This window comes from Streptomyces sp. NPDC006134 (assembly GCF_040628835.1).
Taxonomy (GTDB): domain Bacteria; phylum Actinomycetota; class Actinomycetes; order Streptomycetales; family Streptomycetaceae; genus Streptomyces.
Genome location: NZ_JBEXTV010000044.1, coordinates 21268 through 40240, shown reverse-complemented (window position 1 = coordinate 40240; position 18973 = coordinate 21268). Strand labels below are relative to the sequence as shown.

The 18973-nt window shown below is 73.5% G+C and carries 16 protein-coding genes and 1 riboswitch; of the genes, 11 read left to right on the top strand and 5 right to left on the bottom strand.

The genetic code is table 11. The features are described from left to right. The first annotated feature begins 2 nt into the window (after nucleotides 1–2). The 4 genes from ABZ340_RS25935 to ABZ340_RS25920 all read left to right on the top strand — a co-directional run bounded on the left by ABZ340_RS25935 (nucleotide 3) and on the right by ABZ340_RS25920 (nucleotide 5205). Entirely contained in the window at nucleotides 3–455 is a 453-nt protein-coding gene (locus tag ABZ340_RS25935) for an Lrp/AsnC family transcriptional regulator (protein WP_358784227.1), read from the top strand. A 203-nt stretch (nucleotides 456–658) separates the two neighbouring features. Beyond that, nucleotides 659–1891 carry an MFS transporter gene (locus ABZ340_RS25930; protein ID WP_358784226.1) on the top strand — a complete coding sequence of 411 codons (1233 nt, stop codon included), beginning with the start codon at nucleotides 659–661 and terminating at the stop codon, nucleotides 1889–1891. Between the two features lie 751 nt (nucleotides 1892–2642). Beyond that, a complete protein-coding gene (locus ABZ340_RS25925; RefSeq protein ID WP_358784225.1) occupies nucleotides 2643–3431 on the top strand; it encodes a carbon-nitrogen hydrolase family protein in 789 nt (262 codons plus the stop codon). A 61-nt stretch (nucleotides 3432–3492) separates the two neighbouring features. Continuing rightward, complete coding sequence (locus ABZ340_RS25920; protein ID WP_358784224.1) at nucleotides 3493–5205, top strand: NAD(P)/FAD-dependent oxidoreductase; 1713 nt, start codon at nucleotides 3493–3495, stop codon at nucleotides 5203–5205. A gap of 44 nt (nucleotides 5206–5249) precedes the next feature. Here the strand turns inward: ABZ340_RS25920 and ABZ340_RS25915 are convergent, their stop codons facing one another. After that, entirely contained in the window at nucleotides 5250–6179 is a 930-nt protein-coding gene (locus ABZ340_RS25915; RefSeq protein ID WP_358784223.1) for an LLM class F420-dependent oxidoreductase, read from the bottom strand. Nucleotides 6180–6270: 91 nt separating this feature from the next. Further along, nucleotides 6271–6966, bottom strand: a complete 696-nt coding sequence (locus ABZ340_RS25910) for a DUF5995 family protein (protein WP_358784222.1) — start codon at nucleotides 6964–6966, stop codon at nucleotides 6271–6273. A gap of 176 nt (nucleotides 6967–7142) precedes the next feature. On the opposite strand from ABZ340_RS25910, the gene ABZ340_RS25905 reads away from it, so the two are divergent. Then, a complete protein-coding gene (locus ABZ340_RS25905; protein ID WP_358784249.1) occupies nucleotides 7143–8291 on the top strand; it encodes a glycoside hydrolase family 6 protein in 1149 nt (382 codons plus the stop codon). Here ABZ340_RS25905 and ABZ340_RS25900 read toward each other — a convergent pair. Further along, nucleotides 8273–9748 (bottom strand): solute carrier family 23 protein, encoded by a 1476-nt coding sequence (locus ABZ340_RS25900; RefSeq protein WP_358784221.1) that lies wholly within the window; start codon nucleotides 9746–9748, stop codon nucleotides 8273–8275. The genes ABZ340_RS25905 and ABZ340_RS25900 overlap by 19 nt on opposite strands. Nucleotides 9749–9897: 149 nt before the next feature. On the opposite strand from ABZ340_RS25900, the gene ABZ340_RS25895 reads away from it, so the two are divergent. Beyond that, nucleotides 9898–10359, top strand: coding sequence for a thioesterase family protein (locus ABZ340_RS25895; RefSeq protein WP_358784220.1), 462 nt, complete (start codon nucleotides 9898–9900; stop codon nucleotides 10357–10359). On the opposite strand, the gene ABZ340_RS25890 is transcribed toward ABZ340_RS25895, so the two are convergent. Beyond that, the gene (locus tag ABZ340_RS25890) at nucleotides 10319–11530 is read right to left on the bottom strand and encodes an MFS transporter (RefSeq protein WP_358784219.1); all 1212 of its coding nucleotides are present in this window, start codon (nucleotides 11528–11530) and stop codon (nucleotides 10319–10321) included. The two genes, ABZ340_RS25895 and ABZ340_RS25890, sit on opposite strands and share 41 nt — an antisense overlap. A gap of 122 nt (nucleotides 11531–11652) precedes the next feature. On the opposite strand from ABZ340_RS25890, the gene ABZ340_RS25885 reads away from it, so the two are divergent. Continuing rightward, nucleotides 11653–12846 carry an ROK family transcriptional regulator gene (locus ABZ340_RS25885; protein ID WP_358784218.1) on the top strand — a complete coding sequence of 398 codons (1194 nt, stop codon included), beginning with the start codon at nucleotides 11653–11655 and terminating at the stop codon, nucleotides 12844–12846. Between the two features lie 234 nt (nucleotides 12847–13080). On the opposite strand, the gene ABZ340_RS25880 is transcribed toward ABZ340_RS25885, so the two are convergent. Beyond that, nucleotides 13081–15414 carry a chitinase C-terminal domain-containing protein gene (locus ABZ340_RS25880; RefSeq protein WP_358784217.1) on the bottom strand — a complete coding sequence of 778 codons (2334 nt, stop codon included), beginning with the start codon at nucleotides 15412–15414 and terminating at the stop codon, nucleotides 13081–13083. A gap of 214 nt (nucleotides 15415–15628) precedes the next feature. Further along, nucleotides 15629–15759: riboswitch (FMN riboswitch) on the top strand. 151 nt (nucleotides 15760–15910) lie between these two features. On the opposite strand from ABZ340_RS25880, the gene ABZ340_RS25875 reads away from it, so the two are divergent. From ABZ340_RS25875 to ribH, 4 genes are read left to right on the top strand one after another with little or no spacing between them, the layout of a single operon-like run. Further along, nucleotides 15911–16513 carry a riboflavin synthase gene (locus ABZ340_RS25875; protein WP_358784216.1) on the top strand — a complete coding sequence of 201 codons (603 nt, stop codon included), beginning with the start codon at nucleotides 15911–15913 and terminating at the stop codon, nucleotides 16511–16513. After that, entirely contained in the window at nucleotides 16510–17154 is a 645-nt protein-coding gene (locus ABZ340_RS25870; protein ID WP_358784215.1) for a nicotinamide mononucleotide transporter family protein, read from the top strand. Before ABZ340_RS25875 ends, ABZ340_RS25870 begins: the two co-directional genes overlap by 4 nt. Continuing rightward, nucleotides 17151–18440, top strand: a complete 1290-nt coding sequence (locus tag ABZ340_RS25865; RefSeq protein WP_358784214.1) for a bifunctional 3,4-dihydroxy-2-butanone-4-phosphate synthase/GTP cyclohydrolase II — start codon at nucleotides 17151–17153, stop codon at nucleotides 18438–18440. The genes ABZ340_RS25870 and ABZ340_RS25865 overlap by 4 nt, the downstream gene beginning before the upstream one ends. Nucleotides 18441–18465: 25 nt before the next feature. Next, entirely contained in the window at nucleotides 18466–18951 is a 486-nt protein-coding gene (gene ribH, locus ABZ340_RS25860) for a 6,7-dimethyl-8-ribityllumazine synthase (protein ID WP_358784213.1), read from the top strand. Nucleotides 18952–18973: the final 22 nt, after the last annotated feature.

Here is an 18973-nt window from a genome sequence, read left to right as displayed (position 1 = left end):
CAGTGCTGAACGATCTCGACGAACGCATCGTGCACGCCCTCGCCGAGGACGCCCGCCGCTCCTACGCGGACATCGGGCAGCTGGTCGGCCTGTCCGCGCCCGCCGTGAAACGGCGCGTGGACCGGCTGCGCGCCACCGGCGCCATCACCGGCTTCACCGTCCGGGTCGACCCCTGTGCCCTCGGCTGGGAGACCGAGGGGTTCGTCGAGATCTACTGCCGCCGCAACACCTCGCCGGAGACCATCCAGCGGGGTCTGGAGCGCTACCAGGAGGTCGTGGCCGCGTCCACCGTCACCGGGGACGCGGACGCGATCGCCCAGGTCTTCGCCTCCGACATGCGGCACTTCGAACGGGTCCTGGAGCGGATCGCCGGGGAGCCGTTCGTGGAGCGGACCAAGTCCGTCCTGGTGCTGTCGCCGCTGCTGCGCCGCTACTCGTCGGGGTCGCCCGCGTAGCGCGCGGGACCGGCGGCCGGTTCCGTCCGTCCCGCCGCCGCCGTGGCGGCCGGCCGGGCTCGTCCGTTCCGCTGCGGCGATTCGCCCGGCCGCTCTAGCATCGATGTCATGACCTGGCGACATTGATCCCACCGGCACGCCTCCCGAGGGCCGCCTCGGACACCGCGACCACAGGTGTCCGTACCGCCTCTCGGGAAGGCCCCATGACTCACTCATCCTCACCCGCGCGCGTGCCCGCCGCCGGCGTCCGCCGGCTGACGACCACGCTGTACGGCTACGCGTTCCTGGACGAACTGGTCCTGCTCTACCCGGTGTACGCGCTGCTGTTCGCCGACACCGGCCTGTCGGTCTGGCAGATCTCCTCCCTCTTCGCCCTCTGGTCCGCCACCAACGTCCTGCTGGAGGTCCCCTCTGGTGCCTGGGCCGACGCCGTCTCCCGGCGCCGGCTGCTGTGGCTCGACCCGCTGCTCACCGCCGCCGGCTTCGCCCTGTGGGTGCTCGTGCCGTCGTACGGCGCGTTCGCGCTCGGCTTCGTCCTGTGGGGCGCGGGCGGAGCACTCGGTTCCGGCGCGCTGCAGGCGCTGGTGTACGACGAACTGGACCGGCTCGGCGCCGCCGGGCGGTACGCCCGGGTCATGGGCCGCGCCCGTACGGCCGGGCTGGTGGCCGTGGTGGCGGCGATGGGCCTCGCCGGTCCGGTCCTGGCCTGGGGCGGCTACGCGGCCGTCGGCGCGGCGAGCGTGCTGGTCTGCCTGCTGACGGCGGCCACGGCGACCCGGTTCCCGGAACACCGCCGGCCGGTCGCCGGCAGCGGCGGCTGGACGGGCACCCTGCGCGCCGGACTCGCCGAGGCCCGCGCCGACCGGTCGGTGCGCGGCGCGCTGCTGCTGGTCCCGGCCGTGTCCGCGGTATGGGGCGCGCTGGACGAGTACACCCCGCTGCTGGTCCGCGAGACCGGCGTGGCGCCGGACACCGTCCCCTGGCTGCTCCTGGTGGTCTGGGCCGGTGCCATGGCCGGCGGCCTGCTGGCGGGCGCCGCCGAGCGCCTGGGCACGGGCGGGTTCGCCGTCCTGCTGGCGGTCGCCGGGCCGGCCCTGGCCGCGGGCGGCGCGGCGGGCACACCGGCGGGTCTCCTGCTCGTCGCGCTCGCCTTCGGCGGGTTCCAGCTGGCGACCGTGGTGGCGGACGCCCGCCTCCAGCGGCGTATCGACGCCACCGGCCGCGCGACCCTGACCTCGGTCGCGGGCCTGGGCACCGAACTGGCCACGGTCACCGCCTTCGGCGCGTACGCGGCGACCGGCACGGCGGCCGGGCACGGCACCGCGTTCGCGTGGGCGGCGGTGCCCTACCTGGTGACGGCCGCGGTGCTGGCGGCGGGCGCGGCCAGGGCCCGTTCGCAGGCCGCCGCCCGGCCCCGGGACTCGGCGCCTTCGTGACGCCCGGGGTGACATCCGGAGCGACGCCCGGAGCGGGGTGGCCGCCGGTCCCGGCCCGGCTGCGGTGGTGGTGCCCGGCACCGCGCGTCTCGCGCCCGCTCTCGGTGTCCGTGTGCTTGCTCTCGGCGCCTGCGTGCCTGCCCGCGGTGTCCGCGTGCCCGCTCTCGGCGCCGGCGCCTCCGTTCTCGGTGTCCGCGTGCCTGTCCTCGGTGTCCGAGCCTCGCTCTCGGCGTCCACGTTCCGTCCTCGACGCCCGCGTGCCTGTCCTCGGTGTCCGAGCCTCGCTCTCGGCGTCCACGTTCCGTCCTCGACGCCCGCGTGCCCGTTCTCGGCGCCCGCGCCCCGTCCTCGATGCCCGCGTGCCCGTTCTCGGCGCCCGCGCCCCGTCCTCGATGCCCGTGTGCCCGACCTCGGTGCCCCCGCCCCCGCCCTCGGCGCCGGGCGGGGCGGCCGTCGCGCGGTGGGGCACGGCAGCCCTTTCCGCAGGTGGGACGGATGGTCACGGCCGGCCCGCCGCATGCGTACCAGGGACGGGCCCTCGCCTTCACCACCCGGCGGGAGAGCCGGCGGGACACCCGCACCCCGGGGCGGACCGGCCTTCGGCCCCGGCGCAACGAATCGCCGCCAAGGCGGCGGCGGACGCAACGATCCGCTCACCGGAGCGCAACGGCTCCTCCTTGTCCGGCCGAACCCGCCGACCGTACCGTCTATCTGGCCCCCCGACCCCCCGCCCACCCGGTGAGGAACACGCATGCGCACCGCCCTGCTCCAGAGCTCCGGCCGACCCGGCTCCACCGTCGAGAACCTCAAGGTCCTCGACGAGGCCGCGGGCCGCGCCGCCGCCGCGGGCGCCGGGCTGCTCGCCGCTCCGGAGATGTTCCTGACCGGGTACGCGATCGGCGACGGCATCGCCCGGCTCGCCGAGCCCGCCGACGGCGACGCCGCCGACGCGGTCGCGGAGATCGCCACGCGCCACGGCCTCGCGATCGCCTACGGCTACCCCGAGCGGGACGGCGGGACCGTCTACAACTCCGCCCAGCTGATCTCCGCCGACGGCACCCGCCTGGCCAACTACCGCAAGACCCACCTCTTCGGCTGCTTCGAGCGCGACCACTTCACGCCGGGCGACCGGCCGGTCGTCCAGGCCGAGCTGGGCGGTCTGACCGTCGGCCTGATGATCTGCTACGACGTGGAGTTCCCGGAGAACGTCCGCGCCCACGCCCTGGCCGGGACCGACCTGCTGCTGGTGCCGACCGCGCAGATGCACCCGTTCCAGTTCGTCGCCGAGTCGCTGGTGCCGGTGCGGGCCTTCGAGAACCAGATGTACGTGGCGTACGTCAACCGGGTCGGCCCCGAGGAGGAGTTCGAGTTCGTCGGGCTGTCCGTCCTCGCCGGGCCCGACGGCATCGCCCGCACCCGGGCCGGCCGCGCCGAGGAACTGGTCGTCGCCGACGCCGACCCCGCCTTCCTCGCCGCCTCCCGCGAGGCCAACCCGTACCTGCGGGACCGCCGCCCGGGCCTCTACGGCTCCCTCACCTGAGCCGCCCCTCCCCAGTCTTCCCTCCTCCCCCTCAGCTTTTCGCGCAAGGAGTCCGTACCCCATGACGTCCACGGTGCCCAACGCCGTCGAGCACACCGACGAGCAGCAGCCGCCGATCACCATGTTCGGCCCGGACTTCCCCTACGCCTACGACGACTTCCTCGCCCACCCGGCGGGCCTGGGCCAGATCCCGGCCACCGAGCACGGCACCGAGGTCGCCGTCATCGGCGGTGGCCTGTCCGGCATTGTCGCCGCCTACGAGCTGATGAAGATGGGCCTCAAGCCCGTCGTCTACGAGGCCGACCAGATCGGCGGCCGGCTGCGCACCGTCGGCTTCGAGGGCTGCGACCCGTCGCTGACCGCCGAGATGGGCGCGATGCGCTTCCCGCCGTCCTCCACCGCCCTCCAGCACTACATCGACCTGGTGGGCCTGGAAACCCGGCCGTTCCCCAACCCGCTGGCCGAGGCGACCCCGTCGACCGTCGTCGACCTCAAGGGCGAGACCCACTACGCCGAGACCCTCGACGACCTGCCGCAGGTCTACCGGGACGTCGCCGACGCCTGGAACAGGTGCCTGGAGGAGGGCGCCGACTTCTCCGACATGAACCGCGCCCTGCGCGAGCGGGACGTGCCGCGCATCCGCGAGATCTGGTCCCGGCTGGTGGAGAAGCTGGACAACCAGACCTTCTACGGCTTTCTCTGCGAGTCGGAGGCGTTCAAGTCCTTCCGGCACCGCGAGATCTTCGGCCAGGTCGGCTTCGGCACCGGCGGCTGGGACACCGACTTCCCCAACTCCATCCTGGAGATCCTGCGGGTCGTCTACACCGAGGCCGACGACCACCACCGCGGCATCGTCGGCGGCTCCCAGCAGCTGCCGCTGCGCCTGTGGGAGCGCGAGCCGGAGAAGATCGTCCACTGGCCGTACGGCACCTCGCTGAAGTCCCTGCACGTGAACGGCGAGCCCCGCCCGGCCGTCACCCGCCTCCACCGCACCGCCGGCAACCACATCACGGTGACCGACGCGAACGGCGACATCCGCACCTACCGGGCGGCGATCTTCACCGCCCAGTCCTGGATGCTGCTGTCGAAGATCGCCTGCGACGACGCGCTCTTCCCGATCGACCACTGGACCGCCATCGAGCGCACCCACTACATGGAGAGCTCCAAGCTCTTCGTGCCCGTGGACCGCCCCTTCTGGCTGGACAAGGCCGTCGACGACAGGGGAAACCCGACCGGCCGGGACGTCATGTCGATGACGCTCACCGACCGCATGACCCGCGGCACCTACCTGCTCGACAACGGCCCCGACAAGCCGGCCGTCATCTGCCTGTCCTACACCTGGTGCGACGACAGCCTGAAGTGGCTGCCGCTGTCCGCGAACGAGCGGATGGAGGTCATGCTGAAGTCGCTCGGCGAGATCTACCCGAAGGTCGACATCAGGAAGCACATCATCGGCAACCCGGTGACCGTCTCCTGGGAGAACGAGCCCTACTTCATGGGCGCGTTCAAGGCCAACCTGCCCGGCCACTACCGCTACCAGCGGCGCCTGTTCACCCACTTCATGCAGGACCGGCTGCCCGAGGACAAGCGGGGCATCTTCCTCGCCGGCGACGACATCTCCTGGACGGCCGGCTGGGCCGAGGGCGCGATCCAGACCGCGCTGAACGCGGTCTGGGGCGTCATGCACCACTTCGGCGGGGAGACGGACCCGGCCAACCCCGGCCCCGGCGACGTGTACGACGAGATCGCGCCCGTCGAGCTCCCGGAGGACTGAGAGCCCCGGCGGCGCCACGGGGCCGTCATCCCGTGGCGCCCGGCTCAGATCCCGGCCGCCCGCGCCTTCTCGTACACCTCGGCGGCGACGTCCTTCAGCTCCTCGGCGTCCCGCAGCGGGCTCTGGAGGTCGAGGAGGATCTCGTCGAACCCGATCTCGGCGTGGGCGGCCAGATCCTCCACGATCTGGCCGGCGCTGCCCTGGAACGGCCGGCGCCCCTGGCCGTCGTACGCCTTCGCCTGATACTGCGCGTTGATCCGCAGCACCGTCCGGATCGGCTCCGTCCGGCCGCGCTCGGCCGCCAGCTCCCGCAGTGCGCGCCACTGCGCGGCCAGCGCCTCGACGCCCATGCCCACCGGCAGCCAGCCGTCGGCGTGGTCGACGAGCCGGCGGCGGGCCCGGGGGCTGCTCGCGGCCAGCATGACCGGAATGGGCCGGGCGGGCTTCGGGCCGACCACGGCGGAGGCGATCTTCGTCAGCCGCCCGTCGTACACCACCGGGTCCGGGCCCCACACCGCCCGGCACACCTCGATCAGCTCGTCCAGCACCCGGCCGCGCTCCTCGAACGGCCGCACCGACGACGCCGCGTACTCGTCGAGGGACCAGCCGGTGCCGAAGCCCGCGATCACCCGGCCGCCGCTCGCCGCGTCCAGCGAGGCCAGCGCCTTGGCGAGCTGGAACGGCACGTGCAGCGGGGCGACCAGCACGCTGGTGCCCAGCCGGGCCCGCTCGGTGGCCGCGGCGGCCAGCGTCAGCGTGACCAGCGGGTCGGCCACGTTCCGGTACGTGTCGGGCCAGGGCAGGCCCTCGATGCCGTACAGCCCCTGGGTGGCGGGCTCGGGGAACAGGGCCCGCTCGAGGACCCACAGGCTCTCGTAGCCGGTGCGCTCGGCGGCGCGGGCCACGTCGGGGACGTCCTTGCCGAGGTCGTACTGGCGCATCTGCGGAAGACCGAGTCCGAGCCGGGTGGCCATACCTGTGTGCTCCTTCGCCGTCGGGTGCCCGAGGCGTCAACGTACCGCGCTGGTACGGGAGTTCCCCGGGCGGCGGCGGAGACGGCCGGGATCAGCCGGGCAGCGGCGTGAGCAGCATGCGTCCCGCGAAGCCCACCGCGGTGTCCAGCCGCTCGGCGAACTCCCCGGCCACGTCCGGCAGCCGGCGCAGCGCCCACAGCGCCCGGGCCGCCGTCCAGGCGGCGTCGCGGGCCCGCTCCAGGCTCCACGCGCCGAGCAGATGCGTGAGCGGGTCGGCGATCTGGAGGAGGTCGGGGCCCGGCATCAGATCTTCGCGGATGCGCTCCTCCAGCGACACGAGGAGGTCGCCCACGCGGTCGAACTCGTCCTCCAGGTCGACGGGTTCGCAGTCGAGCGTACGGCAGGTGTCCACCACGGCGAGCGCCAGATCGTGCCCGATGTGCGCGTTGATGCCCGCCAGCGCGAACTGCAGCGGACGTACGCCGGGATGGCGGCGGAACTGGAACAGGGGCCGCCAGCAGGCCGGCGGGCGGCGCTCGGCCGCGGCCGTCTCCACGGCGGCCAGATACCGCTCGGCGAACCGCACATCCAGCGCGATCGCGGCGCGGGCGTCGGGGAAACCCCCGGCGTCGATGTGCCGGTCGACCGCCTCGGTGACGGCGAGGTAGACGCGGTTGAAGACCGCGACCCCGTCCCGCGCGGGCAGGGCCGCGCCGAGGGAGCGCATTCGGGAGATGACGGTGTCCACCGTGCCGGCGGCGGAGATGACTTGCTCGCAGTGCGCCATGGGGGCAGCGTGGCAGCTTTAGTCTGGCCGGAGTGCCGGCGGCCCGGGAGCTTCCCCGGAACGGGGGAACACGGCCGCCGCGCAGGGGGAGGGGGGACTTCGCCGTGTCCGGGCTCCGTACCCGGCGGCTCGCCGCGCGCCGGGCCGCGCGCAGGCGGGCCGCCCGCCGCAGCGCGATGGTCGCGGCGGCCTCGGTCGTCGTCGCGGTCGGCACCGTGGCCGGGACGATGTCCGCGCTCGGCGGGGACCGCGGCGCGGACGAGGCCCGGCCCCGGGTGACGCAGGCTCCGCGCCCGGAGCCGCCGCCCGTCGAGCCGCCCGCGCCGTCCCCGACGGACACGCCGTCCCCGGCGGTCACGACGGGGCCCGCCTCGCCGTCCCCCACGGCGCGGCAGCGGACGGAGACGGCCCCGGCCCCCTCGCCGGCGCGGACGGCGGGCGGACAGCGGACCACCGCGGCCGGCCCCCGGCTCTACCGCCACCCCGACTCCCAGGTGCTCGACTGGGTACGGGCCCACCCCGACGACCCGCGCCGGCCGGTCATCGCGTCCCGCATCGCCGGCCACCCGGCGGCCGTGTGGTTCGCCGACTTCACCCCGGACACCCTCACCGCCCGGGTCCGCGAGGTCACCTCGGGCGGGGCCGCGCAGGGCCGGGTCCCGGTCCTCGTGCCGTACGCGATACCCGGCCGCGACTGCGGCGGGCACTCCCAGGGCGGGGCCCCGGACCTCGCCGCCTACGACGACTGGATCGACCGCTTCGCCGCCGGGCTCGGCTCCGGCGAGGTCATCGTGATCCTGGAGCCCGACTCGGTCGCGCAGGCCGACTGCCTCTCCGGCGCCGAGCGCGCCGACCGCTTCGCCTCCCTGGCCCGCGCCGGCCGCGTCCTGAAGGAGGCCAACCCGCGTGCGCGGGTCTACTACGACGCCGGGCACTCCGGCTGGCACGCGCCAGCCCGGCAGGCCGGGTGGCTCCGGCAGGCCGGGGCCGCCTCGCCCGCCTCCTCCGACGGGATCTTCAGCAACGTCTCCAACTTCCACACCACGGCCGACGAGATCGCCTACGACCGGGCGGTCCTCGACGCCCTCGGCGGACCGGAGAGCCTGGGCGCCGTCGTCGACACCAGCCGCAACGGCAACGGCGCCCCGGCCGACGGCCGGTGGTGCGACCCGGACGGCCGCCGGCTGGGCCGCACCCCGACCCTGAGCACCGGGGAGGACCGGATCGACGCCTACCTGTGGGTGAAGCTGCCGGGGGAGTCCGACGGGTGCCGGGGCAGGCCGGGGACGTTCACGGCGTCGTACGCCTACGACCTGGCGCGCTGAGAGCCGCCGTCGGCCTCCGGGCCGGTCCGCGGGCCGGCCTGTGCGCCGGTTTCCGCGTCTGCCTGCGCGTCTGCCTGCGCGCCGGCCTCCGCGTCGTACGAGGACGTCCCCTCGTCCAGCAGCGGCTCCTGCGTCTTGAGGTGCGCGGGGGCGAAGGCGCGCAGCGCGTGGTAGCCGGTGATGACGACGAGGGTGCCCAGCGCGATGCCGCTGAGGGAGAAGTTGTCGGTGAACTTCAGGCTGACGTTGCCGACGCCGATGATGATGCCCGCGGCGGCCGGGACCAGGTTCAGCGGGTTGCGCAGGTCCACCTTGGCGTTGATCCAGATCTGCGCGCCGAGCAGGCCGATCATGCCGTACAGGATGACGGTGATGCCGCCGAGGACGGCGCCCGGGATCGCGGCGACGACCGCGCCGAACTTCGGGCACAGGCCGAACAGCAGGGCGAAGCCGGCAGCGGCCCAGTACGCGGCGGTCGAGTAGACGCGGGTCGCGGCCATCACGCCGATGTTCTCGGAGTAGGTGGTGGTGGGCGGACCGCCGACCGCGGTGGACAGCATCGAGCCGACGCCGTCGGCGGAGATCGCCGTGCCGAGCTTGTCGTCGAGCGGGTCGCCGGTCATCTCGCCGACCGCCTTGACGTGCCCGGCGTTCTCGGCGACCAGCGCGATCACCACGGGCAGGGCGACGAGGATCGCCGACCACTGGAAGGACGGTCCGTGGAAGGAGGGCAGGCCGATCCAGTCGGCCTGGCCGACGGCGGAGAAGTCCAGCCGCCAGTGGTCGGTGACCTTGCCGCTGCCGTCGACCGAGTGGATGCGGCCGAAGATCCGGTCGAAGACCCAGGAGATGCCGTACCCGAACACCAGGCCGAGGAAGATCGCGATGCGGGACCAGAAACCCCGCAGGCAGACCACGGCCAGACCGGTGAACAGCATCACCAGCAGGGCGGTCCACTGGTCCTGCGGCCAGTAGGTGGAGGCGGTGACCGGCGCGAGGTTGAAGCCGATCAGCATGACGACCGCGCCGGTGACGATCGGCGGCATCGCGGCGTGGATGATCCGCGCCCCGAACCGCTGCACGGCCAGCCCCACCAGGAACAGCGCCGCGGCGACGGCGAGGACCGCGCCGGTGACCGTGGCGCTGCTGCCGCCCTGCGCGCGGATCACCGCGGCGACCCCCACGAAGGAGAGCGAACAGCCCAGGTAGCTGGGGACCCGGCCGCGCGTGGCGAGCAGGAAGACGACGGTCGCGACACCCGACATCATGATCGCCAGGTTGGGGTCCAGGCCCATCAGGACCGGGGCGACGAAGGACGCCCCGAACATGGCCACCACGTGCTGGGCGCCCAGCCCGGCCGTGCGCGGCCAGGAGAGCCGTTCGTCGGGGCGGACCACCGCTCCGGGCGCGGGCGTGCGTCCGTCGCCGTGCAGTTTCCAGCGGACGCCGAGATCCATGGGGGTGTCGCTTTCGTCGTTTGTGCAGATCCGGTCCCATTGTCAGGGCTCGCGGGGGATGCTTCGCACATCTGAGCGGCTGCTTAGGATGAGGACGCCTCCCACGGATGTACACAGCACTCATCTCATACGCGCCAGGAGCACCACCCGTGACCGCCGAAGCCCTCGCCGCGCCCGCCCTCTCCTACGGCCGGCTCGTCCCCGTCACCGTCCACTTCGACGACCTGGACGCCCTCGGACTGCTGCACAACGCCCGCTACCCGGTGCTGGTCGAGCGGGCGTGGGCAAAGCTGTGGCGGGACCTGCTCGGCCTGCGCTTCGAGGGCGACTGGGCGGCGGCCGGGGACGCGTGCAACGCGGTCAAGGAGCTGCGGATCACCTACGACGCGCCGGTCACCCGGCCGGGTGACCACGCCGTCCACCTGTGGCTGGAGCGGCTCGGCACCACCGGCCTGACGTACGGCTTCCGCTTCTGCTCGGCGGACGGCGCGCTCACCCACGCCCACGGCACCCGGGTGCTGGTCCGGCTGGACGCCGGGACGCTGCGCCCGGCACCGTGGAGCGAGGAGTTCAGGGCCGCGGGCCGGGAACTGCTGCGTCCGGCCGGGTGACCTTCCGGCGGTCGCGGTCGCCCGCCCGCAGCACCCCCGCGAACGCCGCGAGGCCGCAGGACAACACGGTCACCAGGACGAACGACACCACCAGGCTGGTCGCCTGGGCCAGCGTGCCGATCGCGCTCGGCGCGACCAGCCCCGAGGTGTACGTGATGGTCGCCACGCCCGCGATGGCCTGGCTGGGGTTGGGCCCGCTGCGGCCCGCCGCAGCGAAGCACAGCGGTACGACGACCGCGATGCCGAGGCCCATCAGGGCGAATCCGCCCATCGCCACCGCCGGATGGCCCGCGAGGACGATGAGCAGCCCGCCGCAGACGGCGAGCGCGCCCCCGGCCCGGACCGTGCGCACGGCCCCGAACCGGTCGACCACCTTGTCGCCGGCGATCCGGGCCACGGCCATGGTGAGCGTGAAGCCCGTGGTGCACGCGGCGGCGAGCCCGGCCGACGTCTTCAGCTGGTCCTCCAGGTAGACCGCCGACCAGTCCAGGCTCGCACCCTCGGCGAACACGGCGCAGAAGCCGACGGCGCCGATCAGCAGCGCCGAGCGCGGCGGCAGCGCGAACCTGGGCGGCGGGTCCTCGTCTTCGGCGGGCTGGAGGTCCAGCACCCAGGCGCAGGCGGTCACGCCCAGCACGGTCAGGACGGCGGCGGCCAGGAGGTGGTGCAGGCGGGCGTCCGCGCCCAGGTGGGCGGCGAGGGTGCCGGCCGCCGAGCCGGTCAGGGCGCCCGCGCTCCACATGCCGTGCAGCCCGGACATGATCGACTTGCCGAGACGGTTCTCCACCTCGACGCCGAGCGCGTTCATCGCCACGTCCGCCATGCCCGCCGTGGCGCCGTACGTGAACAGGGCCAGGCAGAGGGTGAGGAGGTTGGGGGCGAGGGAGGGCAGGACCAGCGACAGCGTCCACAGCGCCATCAGGCCGCGCAGGGCGCTCCGGGCGCCGAAGCGGTGGGTGATGCCGCCGGCCAGCGGCATCGCGACGGAGGCGCCGAGCGCCGGGAACGCCAGCGCGAGCCCGAGCTGTCCGGCGCCGACCCCGGCGTGGTCCTGGATCCACGGCACGCGCGTCGCGAACGAGCCGGTGACCGCGCCGTGCACCGCGAACACGGCCGCCACCGCGTACCGGGCGCGCCGCACGTCCCGTAGCTGGTAGATCACTGCACTCATTCTGGGGCCCCTCCGGTGCGTCTGCTCCCCGCTGCGCCGCGTAAACTATCAGGAACCCTGCCTGATAGATAGAGGGGCGGGGGCGCGCGGCACGCGCCCCGCCGATCTGGGAGGATCCCGGCATGCCCGCATCCCCGAGCACCGCCCGGGCCATCAACGACCGGCTCGCCCTGCGCCTGCTCCAGCAGGAGGGCCCGTTGACGGCGGGGCAGCTGAAGCAGCTGACCGGCCTGTCCCGGCCCACCGTCGCCGACCTCGTCGAACGCCTCACCGCCTCCGGCCTGATCGCGGTGGTCGGGGAGTCCGGCGAGCAGCGCCGGGGACCGAACGCGAAGCTGTACGGCATCGTCGCCGGCCGGGCGCACCTGGCCGCGCTCGACGTGCGCACCGAGGGCGTCTCCGTGCTCGTCTCCGACCTGCTCGGCCGGGTGCTCGCCGAGGCGTCCGCGCCGATCGGCGACGGCACGGGGACCGGTCCCGCCGTCGAGCAGGCGGTCGGTCTGGTCGAGCGCGTGGCCAAGGAGGCGGAGGCCGGCCGCCTGCACACCGTCGGCATCGGGGCGCCCGGGCTCATCGACCCCGCCAGCGGCGAACTCCGCGACTCCACCGGCCTGCCCGCCTGGCACCGCCGCCTGGTGGCCGCCCTCCAGGAGCGGTTCCCCGAGGCGCGCGTCAGCGTCGAGAACGAGACCAACCTCGCCGCCGTCGCCGAACAGCGCGAGGGGGCCGCCCGGGACCGGGACACGTTCGTGCTGCTCTGGCTCGGCCTGGGCGTCGGCGCCGCCGTCGTCCTCGACGGCACCCTGCGCCGGGGCGCCTCCGGCGGCGCGGGCGAGATCGGGTTCCTGCCGGTGCCGGGCACGGCGGGCCTGCCGTCGGCCACCGACTGCGACGGCGGCTTCCACTCCCTCGCCGCCGCGTCCGCGATCGTCGCCCTGGCGGCGGAGCACGGGCTGGCGGCGCCGCCGGCCGCGCACGAGCCGCGGGCGGCGGCGTTGGTCCGGCGGGCGGCGGACGCGAAGGACCCGGAACCGGCCGCCGCGCGCTTCCTCGACGCCCTCGCCGACCGGATCGCCCTCGGCGCCGCCGCCGCCGTCTCCGTCCTGGACCCCGGCTGCGTGGTGCTGGCCGGCGAGATCGGCCGGGCGGGCGGCGACGCGCTCGCCGCCCGCGTCCAGGACCGCCTCGCCCGCATGTCACCGCTGCCCACCCATGTACGGCCGGGCACCCTGGGCGGCGGCGCCGTCCTGCGCGGGGCGCTGCTCACCGCCCGGGACCGGGCCCAGGACGACCTCTTCGCCCCGCCGCGGAAGTAGGCAGGGCGCGGGACGATCCCGGGGGCACGCGTCACGCGCCGGGCGGCCCGGAGCCCGGCGCCGCGCGGAACGCCGTCCCGGCGGCTCCGTGAACCCCGCCGCGCCCGCCGCCGCTCCCATGCGAAAGCGACGGCGGGCGCGGCGGGCGCGCGCACGGCCGGGGCCGCCCCGCTGGAAGGCCCGGCGGCGGGCAAAGGCCGTCGTCACCGCCGCCGGGCCGGTCCGGTCACGGGGTCAGCAGGCGCCGAGGTCCTGCCAGACCCCCCATTCACCGGTGGTCCCGGGCTCCTCGCCCTTCGTCCACCACTTGGCCTTCCACGAGTGCCCCTTGTGGGACACGGTCGCACCCCCGCCGTACTCCGACGACGCGCTCCACGCGGGCGGGGCGCACGTGCCCGGCGCCGGGGACGGACCGGTCGGGTCCGGCGTGGGCGTGGAACCGGAGCCCGGCTCGACGACCGTCGTGCCGCGCGCCAGGTCCCCGGCGAGCGCGTACGTCGTACCGGCGATGGTCACCGTCCAGTTCCACGGCGTGGACACCGGCAGGTAGTAGTTGAAGGACAGCTCCACCGACGCGCCCGGCGCGAGCGTCTGCCAGGCGGGCAGCTTCAGCGAGACGCGGTGGAAGTCGCCCTTCAGACCGCCCACGTTGGAGCCCGTGTGGTCGCTGCTGATCACCTTCGTGCCGAAGCCCGACTGGTCGGAGGCGTTGCCCGGTGCCGCGGTGGAGTAGTCGAACTGGAACTCCGTGCCGCCCGGCAGCGTCGTCCTCGTGTTGTTGGTGATCTTCACCTTGGGCGTGATCGGGTAGTTGGAGTCGCCGAGCTTGAACTCCCCGAACTCCACGCCGATGTCCACCGCCTTGTCCGGCAGCGGCTTGTTCGAGACCTTCGCCCCGTACGGGGAGGCGGACTTGAACTTCTCGTACATCAGCGAGGTCAGCGTGTCGCCCGTCTCGTACTGTCCCTTGGCCGCGTTCCAGCCGTAGTCGCCCGCCAGCTCCCACACCATCGTGCCGCCGATGCCCCGGTCCACGACGTAGTCGGCCTTGGCGGCCACCGACTGCTCGTCCTCGGTGGACAGGAAGACCTTCTTCTCGGCGTTCCACAGCCACGGCGCGACCAGCGTGGAGTCGTACTTGCGGGCGTAGGTGCCGGTGAGCCTGGTGTCGGCGGGGAAGCCGTACTTGGTCACGTAGTCCCCGACGATGCCCTTCTCCAGGTTCTTGGCGTGCCACATCGGGTTGGAGCCGGCCGGGGACTCCTTGCCGTTGTCGTCCTTGTCGTGCCACAGGTTGTCGATGCCGACGGCCCCGTCGCCGCACTTGGTCAGGCCGGAGCCGGCCGGGCAGGCGGTCGCCGCCGCCTTGCCCCACAGGCCGTCGGTGCCGCCCTGGACGTTCTTGTGGCCGCGCGTGTAGTACGGCAGGCCGATGTTGATGCGCCCGGCCGGCATCGAGCCGCGGAAGTAGTGGTAGGCCCAGTCGGTGTTGAGGTAGCCGATGCCGCCGTACTGCCGGCTGCCGTAGACGTTCGCCGCCGCCAGCTCCGCGTCCTTGCCGTCGTCGAAGAGGGAGGCGTTCGGGCCGACGTACTCGTTCCAGGCGCCGTGCAGGTCGTACGACATGATGTTGACGTAGTCCAGGTACTTCTGGACCTGGAAGGTCTCCATGCCGCGCAGCAGGTAGCCGGAGGAGGGGGCCGCGACCGACAGCAGGTAGTGCCTGCCGTCCGCCGCGCCCGCGCGGTCCAGCTTCTCCCGCAGGGTCTTCATCAGGGCCGCGTAGCCCTTGACCAGACCGGCCCGGCGGGCGTTGGCGAAGGACCAGTCCAGCGGGTTGCCCGCGTCCTTCATCGTCGTCGGGTACTCGTAGTCGATGTCGACGCCGTTGAAGCCGTACTTCCGGATGAAGGCGACCGCCGAGTCCGCGAAGGTGTCGATGCCGGCCTGGTTGACCGAGCCGTCGGCGTTGGTGGCCATCGCGTAGAAGCCGCCGGAGTTCACGCGCTTGCCGCTGTCGTCGAAGTAGCCGCCGGTCTCCGCCCAGCCGCCCACCGAGATCAGCGTCTTGACGTCCGGGTGCTGCTTCTTGAACTTGTTCAGCAGGTTGAAGTGGCCCTTGTAGGGCAGCGCCGGGTCCATCTCCGCGCCGGCGACGCCCGGCCAGGTCATGCCGGTGGCGGGGTTGGCGGGACCGTCCGAGCCGACGGAGATCTTGTTGCCCGCGCCGACGTGCGCGAAGGCGTAGTTGAGGTGGGTGACCTTGTCCCACGGGATGTCGGAGGCGAGGTAGGCGGGCGTGCCGTCCTTGCCGGTGCGCCAGCCGGTGAAGTAGCCGATCACCCGGCGCTGGTGGTCGGCGCCCATCTTCTCCCGGCCCGCGGTGTCGTAGACCGAGCAGTACGGGACGTCGGCGCCGGGGGTCTTGTAGAGGCCGTCGGGGCGACAGGACTCCTGGTCGGCGGCGTGCGAGACGGTCGCCGGGAGGCCGGCGAGGACGAGACCGGCGGCCGCGGCGGCGGCCGCGTACAGGGCGGGTCTCGCCCGGCGGCGTGAGGGGGAAGGCACAGTCGGTTCCTCTCCACGGAAGTTGCGCAGACCCTAGAGAGGACTAGACCAGAGCGTCAATAGGTATGGACCAATGTCAAGAGGGAGGGGGCGCGGGCGAGTTGGAACCGGGCGGACGCCTGGCGGCGTTCCCGTCGGGCCCCTGTGAGCCACTGCACACCCGTTCCCCGCATGGACGCCGACCGGGCGTGGCACACTGGCCCTGTACCAGAAGCAGCGCACTCCGGGGTCGGTGAAAGTCCGAACCGGCGGTTACAGTCCGCGACCCGGTCGCCTCCAGTGACCGGTTGACCAGGTGAAATTCCTGGACCGACGGTTAAAGTCCGGATGGGAGGCAGTGCGCGGCGAGCGGGCACGTGTGTGCGCGCCGCCCTCTGGGCTCGTTTCCGTCGGGGGACGAGTCCGTCCGGCGTCGCTCCCGGTGTCCTCGCTCGTACATCCTGTCGTCCTCGACAGCCCCGGAGTCCGTGCCCGAAGAGGCAGGAGGACCCGGGAAGTGTTCACCGGAATCGTCGAAGAGCTGGGCGAGGTCACCGCCGTCGAGACCCTCGGCGACGCCTGTCGCTTCCGGCTGCGCGGCCCCGTCGTCACCGACGGCGCGAAGCACGGCGACTCCATCGCCGTCAACGGCGTCTGCCTCACGGTCGTCGACCACGAGGGCGACGAGTTCACCGCCGACGTGATGGCCGAGACCCTCAAGCGCTCCAGCCTGGGCGCCCTCACCGTCGGCTCCCGGGTCAACCTGGAGCGCCCCACCGCCGTGGGCGCGCGCCTGGGCGGGCACATCGTGCAGGGCCACGTCGACGGCACCGGCACGATCCTGGAGCGCACCCCGTCCGAGCACTGGGAGATCGTCAAGATCTCCCTCCCCGCGGACCTCGCCCGGTACGTCGTCGAGAAGGGCTCCGTCACCGTCGACGGCATCAGCCTCACCGTCGTCGAGGCCGGCCCCGACTTCTTCACCGTCAGCCTCATCCCCACCACGCTCGCCCTGACCACGCTCGGCCGCAAGCAGCCCGGCGACCCGGTGAACCTGGAGGCCGACGTCATCGCCAAGTACGTCGAGCGGCTGCTGGCCGACCGGGAGGGGACCAAGTGAACTGGCTCAACTCGGAGGCGTTCGTCCTCCTCGGCCAGCACATCAAGTGGTCGGACATGATCGGCAACGTCATCGGCCTGCTCGGCCTCGCCCTCGGCTGGCGCCGCTCGATATGGAGCTGGCCCGTCCAGTTCGTCTCCGGCCTCGTCCTCTTCGCGGCCTTCGCCACCGCCCACCTCTCCGGCAGCGCGGGCAAGCAGATCGTCGTCATGGCCGTCGCCGCCTACGGCTTCTGGCAGTGGAACCGCGGCCGGCAGCAGACCCAGGACGGCTCCGTCGCCGTACGCTTCGCCACCTGGCGCGAGCGCGGGGCGCTGCTCGGCACCGCCGCCCTCGGCACCCTCGCCGTCGGCGCGCTGTTCACCGCCTTCCCCACGCTGTCCTGGGACCCCTGGCCGGACGCCTACATCTTCGTCGGCACCGTCGTCGCCATGTACGCCCAGGCCAAGGGCATGGTCGAGTTCTGGTTCGCCTGGCTGCTGGTCGACCTGGTCGGCGTCCCGCTGAACTTCGCCAACGGCTTCGCCTTCTCCGGCTTCGTCTACGTCCTCTACGGCGCGCTCGTCCTGTGGGGCCTGCGCGACTGGTGGCTGCGCTCCCGCAGGGCCGCGCAGCCCGTCCTGGAAGGAGCGCCCGCATGAGCGCGGCACCCGTCCTGTACGGCACCGACGGCATCGACGACTTCGTGCTCGACCCCGTCGAACAGGCCATCGCCGACATCGCCGCCGGCCGCCCCGTCGTGGTCGTCGACGACGCCGGCCGCGAGAACGAGGGCGACCTCGTCATCGCCGCCGAGAAGGCGACCGAGGAGATCGTCGCCTTCATGATGAGCGAGTGCCGCGGCCTGATCTGCGCCCCCATGGAGGGCGACGAACTGGACCGGCTCGACCTCCCCCAGATGGTGCGGGACAACACCGAGTCGATGAAGACCGCCTTCACCGTCTCCGTGGACGCCCGCGCCGAGTACGGGGTCACCACCGGCATCTCCGCCGCCGACCGCGCCACCACGCTCCGCCTGCTGGCGTCCGGCACCGCCGAGCCGTCCGACCTGGTCCGCCCCGGCCACGTCTTCCCGCTGCGCGCCCGCCCCGGCGGCGTCCTCGTCCGCGACGGGCACACCGAGGCCGCCGTCGACCTCGCCCGCCTCGCGGGCCTGCGCCCGGCCGGCGCCATCGTGGAGATCGCCGGCGAGGACGGCCGCATGCTGCGCCTGCCCGAGCTGATCCCGTTCGCCCGCAAGCACGGCCTGACGATCATCTCCATCGAGGACCTGATCGCCTACCGCCGCGGCAGCGAACCCACCGTCCGCCGCGAGGCCGAGGTCAACCTCCCCACCGCCCACGGCACCTTCACCGCGTACGGCTACCGCTCCACCGTCGACGGCGTCGAGCACGTCGCCCTCGTCCACGGCGAGATCGGCGACGGCACCGACGTCCTCGTCCGCGTCCACTCCGAATGCCTCACCGGCGACGTCTTCGGCTCCCAGCGCTGCGACTGCGGCCCCCAGCTCGACGCCTCCCTCGCCCGCATCCAGGCCGAGGGCAGGGGAGTGGTGGTCTACCTGCGCGGCCACGAGGGACGCGGCATCGGCCTGATGTCCAAGCTGCGCGCCTACGAACTCCAGGAGCGCGGCCGGGACACCCTCGACGCCAACCTGGAGCTCGGCCTGCCCGCCGACGCCCGCGACTACGGCGCCGGCGCCCGGATGCTCCGCGACCTCGGCGTGCGCAGCGTGCGCCTGCTGACCAACAACCCCGACAAGAGCGACGCGCTCGCCCGGCACGGCATCGAGGTCGTCCGCCGCGAGCCCATGCCCGTCCAGGCGGGCGAACACAACCTCCGCTACCTGCGCACCAAGCGGGACCGGATGGGCCACGACCTGCCCTGGCTGGACACGGCCCCCGTGTCCACCTGCGGCAACCAGTGAGACGACAGCGAGGAGAGACGAGAACGTGAGCGGCAAGGGCGCACCGGAACTGTCCGTACGCAACGTGGGCGACCTCAGGGTCGCCGTCATCGCGGCCCAGTGGCACGAGAAGGTGATGGACGGCCTGGTGGACGGCGCCCTGCGCGCCCTGCACGACCTGGGCATCGACGAGCCGACCCTGCTGCGGGTCCCCGGCAGCTGGGAACTCCCGGTGGTCGCCAAGGCGTGCGCGGCGCGGGGCTACGACGCGGTCGTCGCCCTCGGCGTCGTCATCCGCGGCGGCACCCCCCACTTCGACTACGTGTGCCAGGGCGTCACCCAGGGCCTCACCCAGGTCTCGGTCGACACCGGCGTCCCCGTCGGCTTCGGCGTGCTCACCTGCGACACCGAGGAGCAGGCCCTGGACCGGGCCGGCCTGGAGGGCTCCGGCGAGGACAAGGGCCACGAGGCCGTCACCGCGGCGGTGGCGACCGCGGCCACGCTGCGTTCCGTGTCCGAGCCCTGGCGCTAGGTCGACCGGCACAACCGCGTAG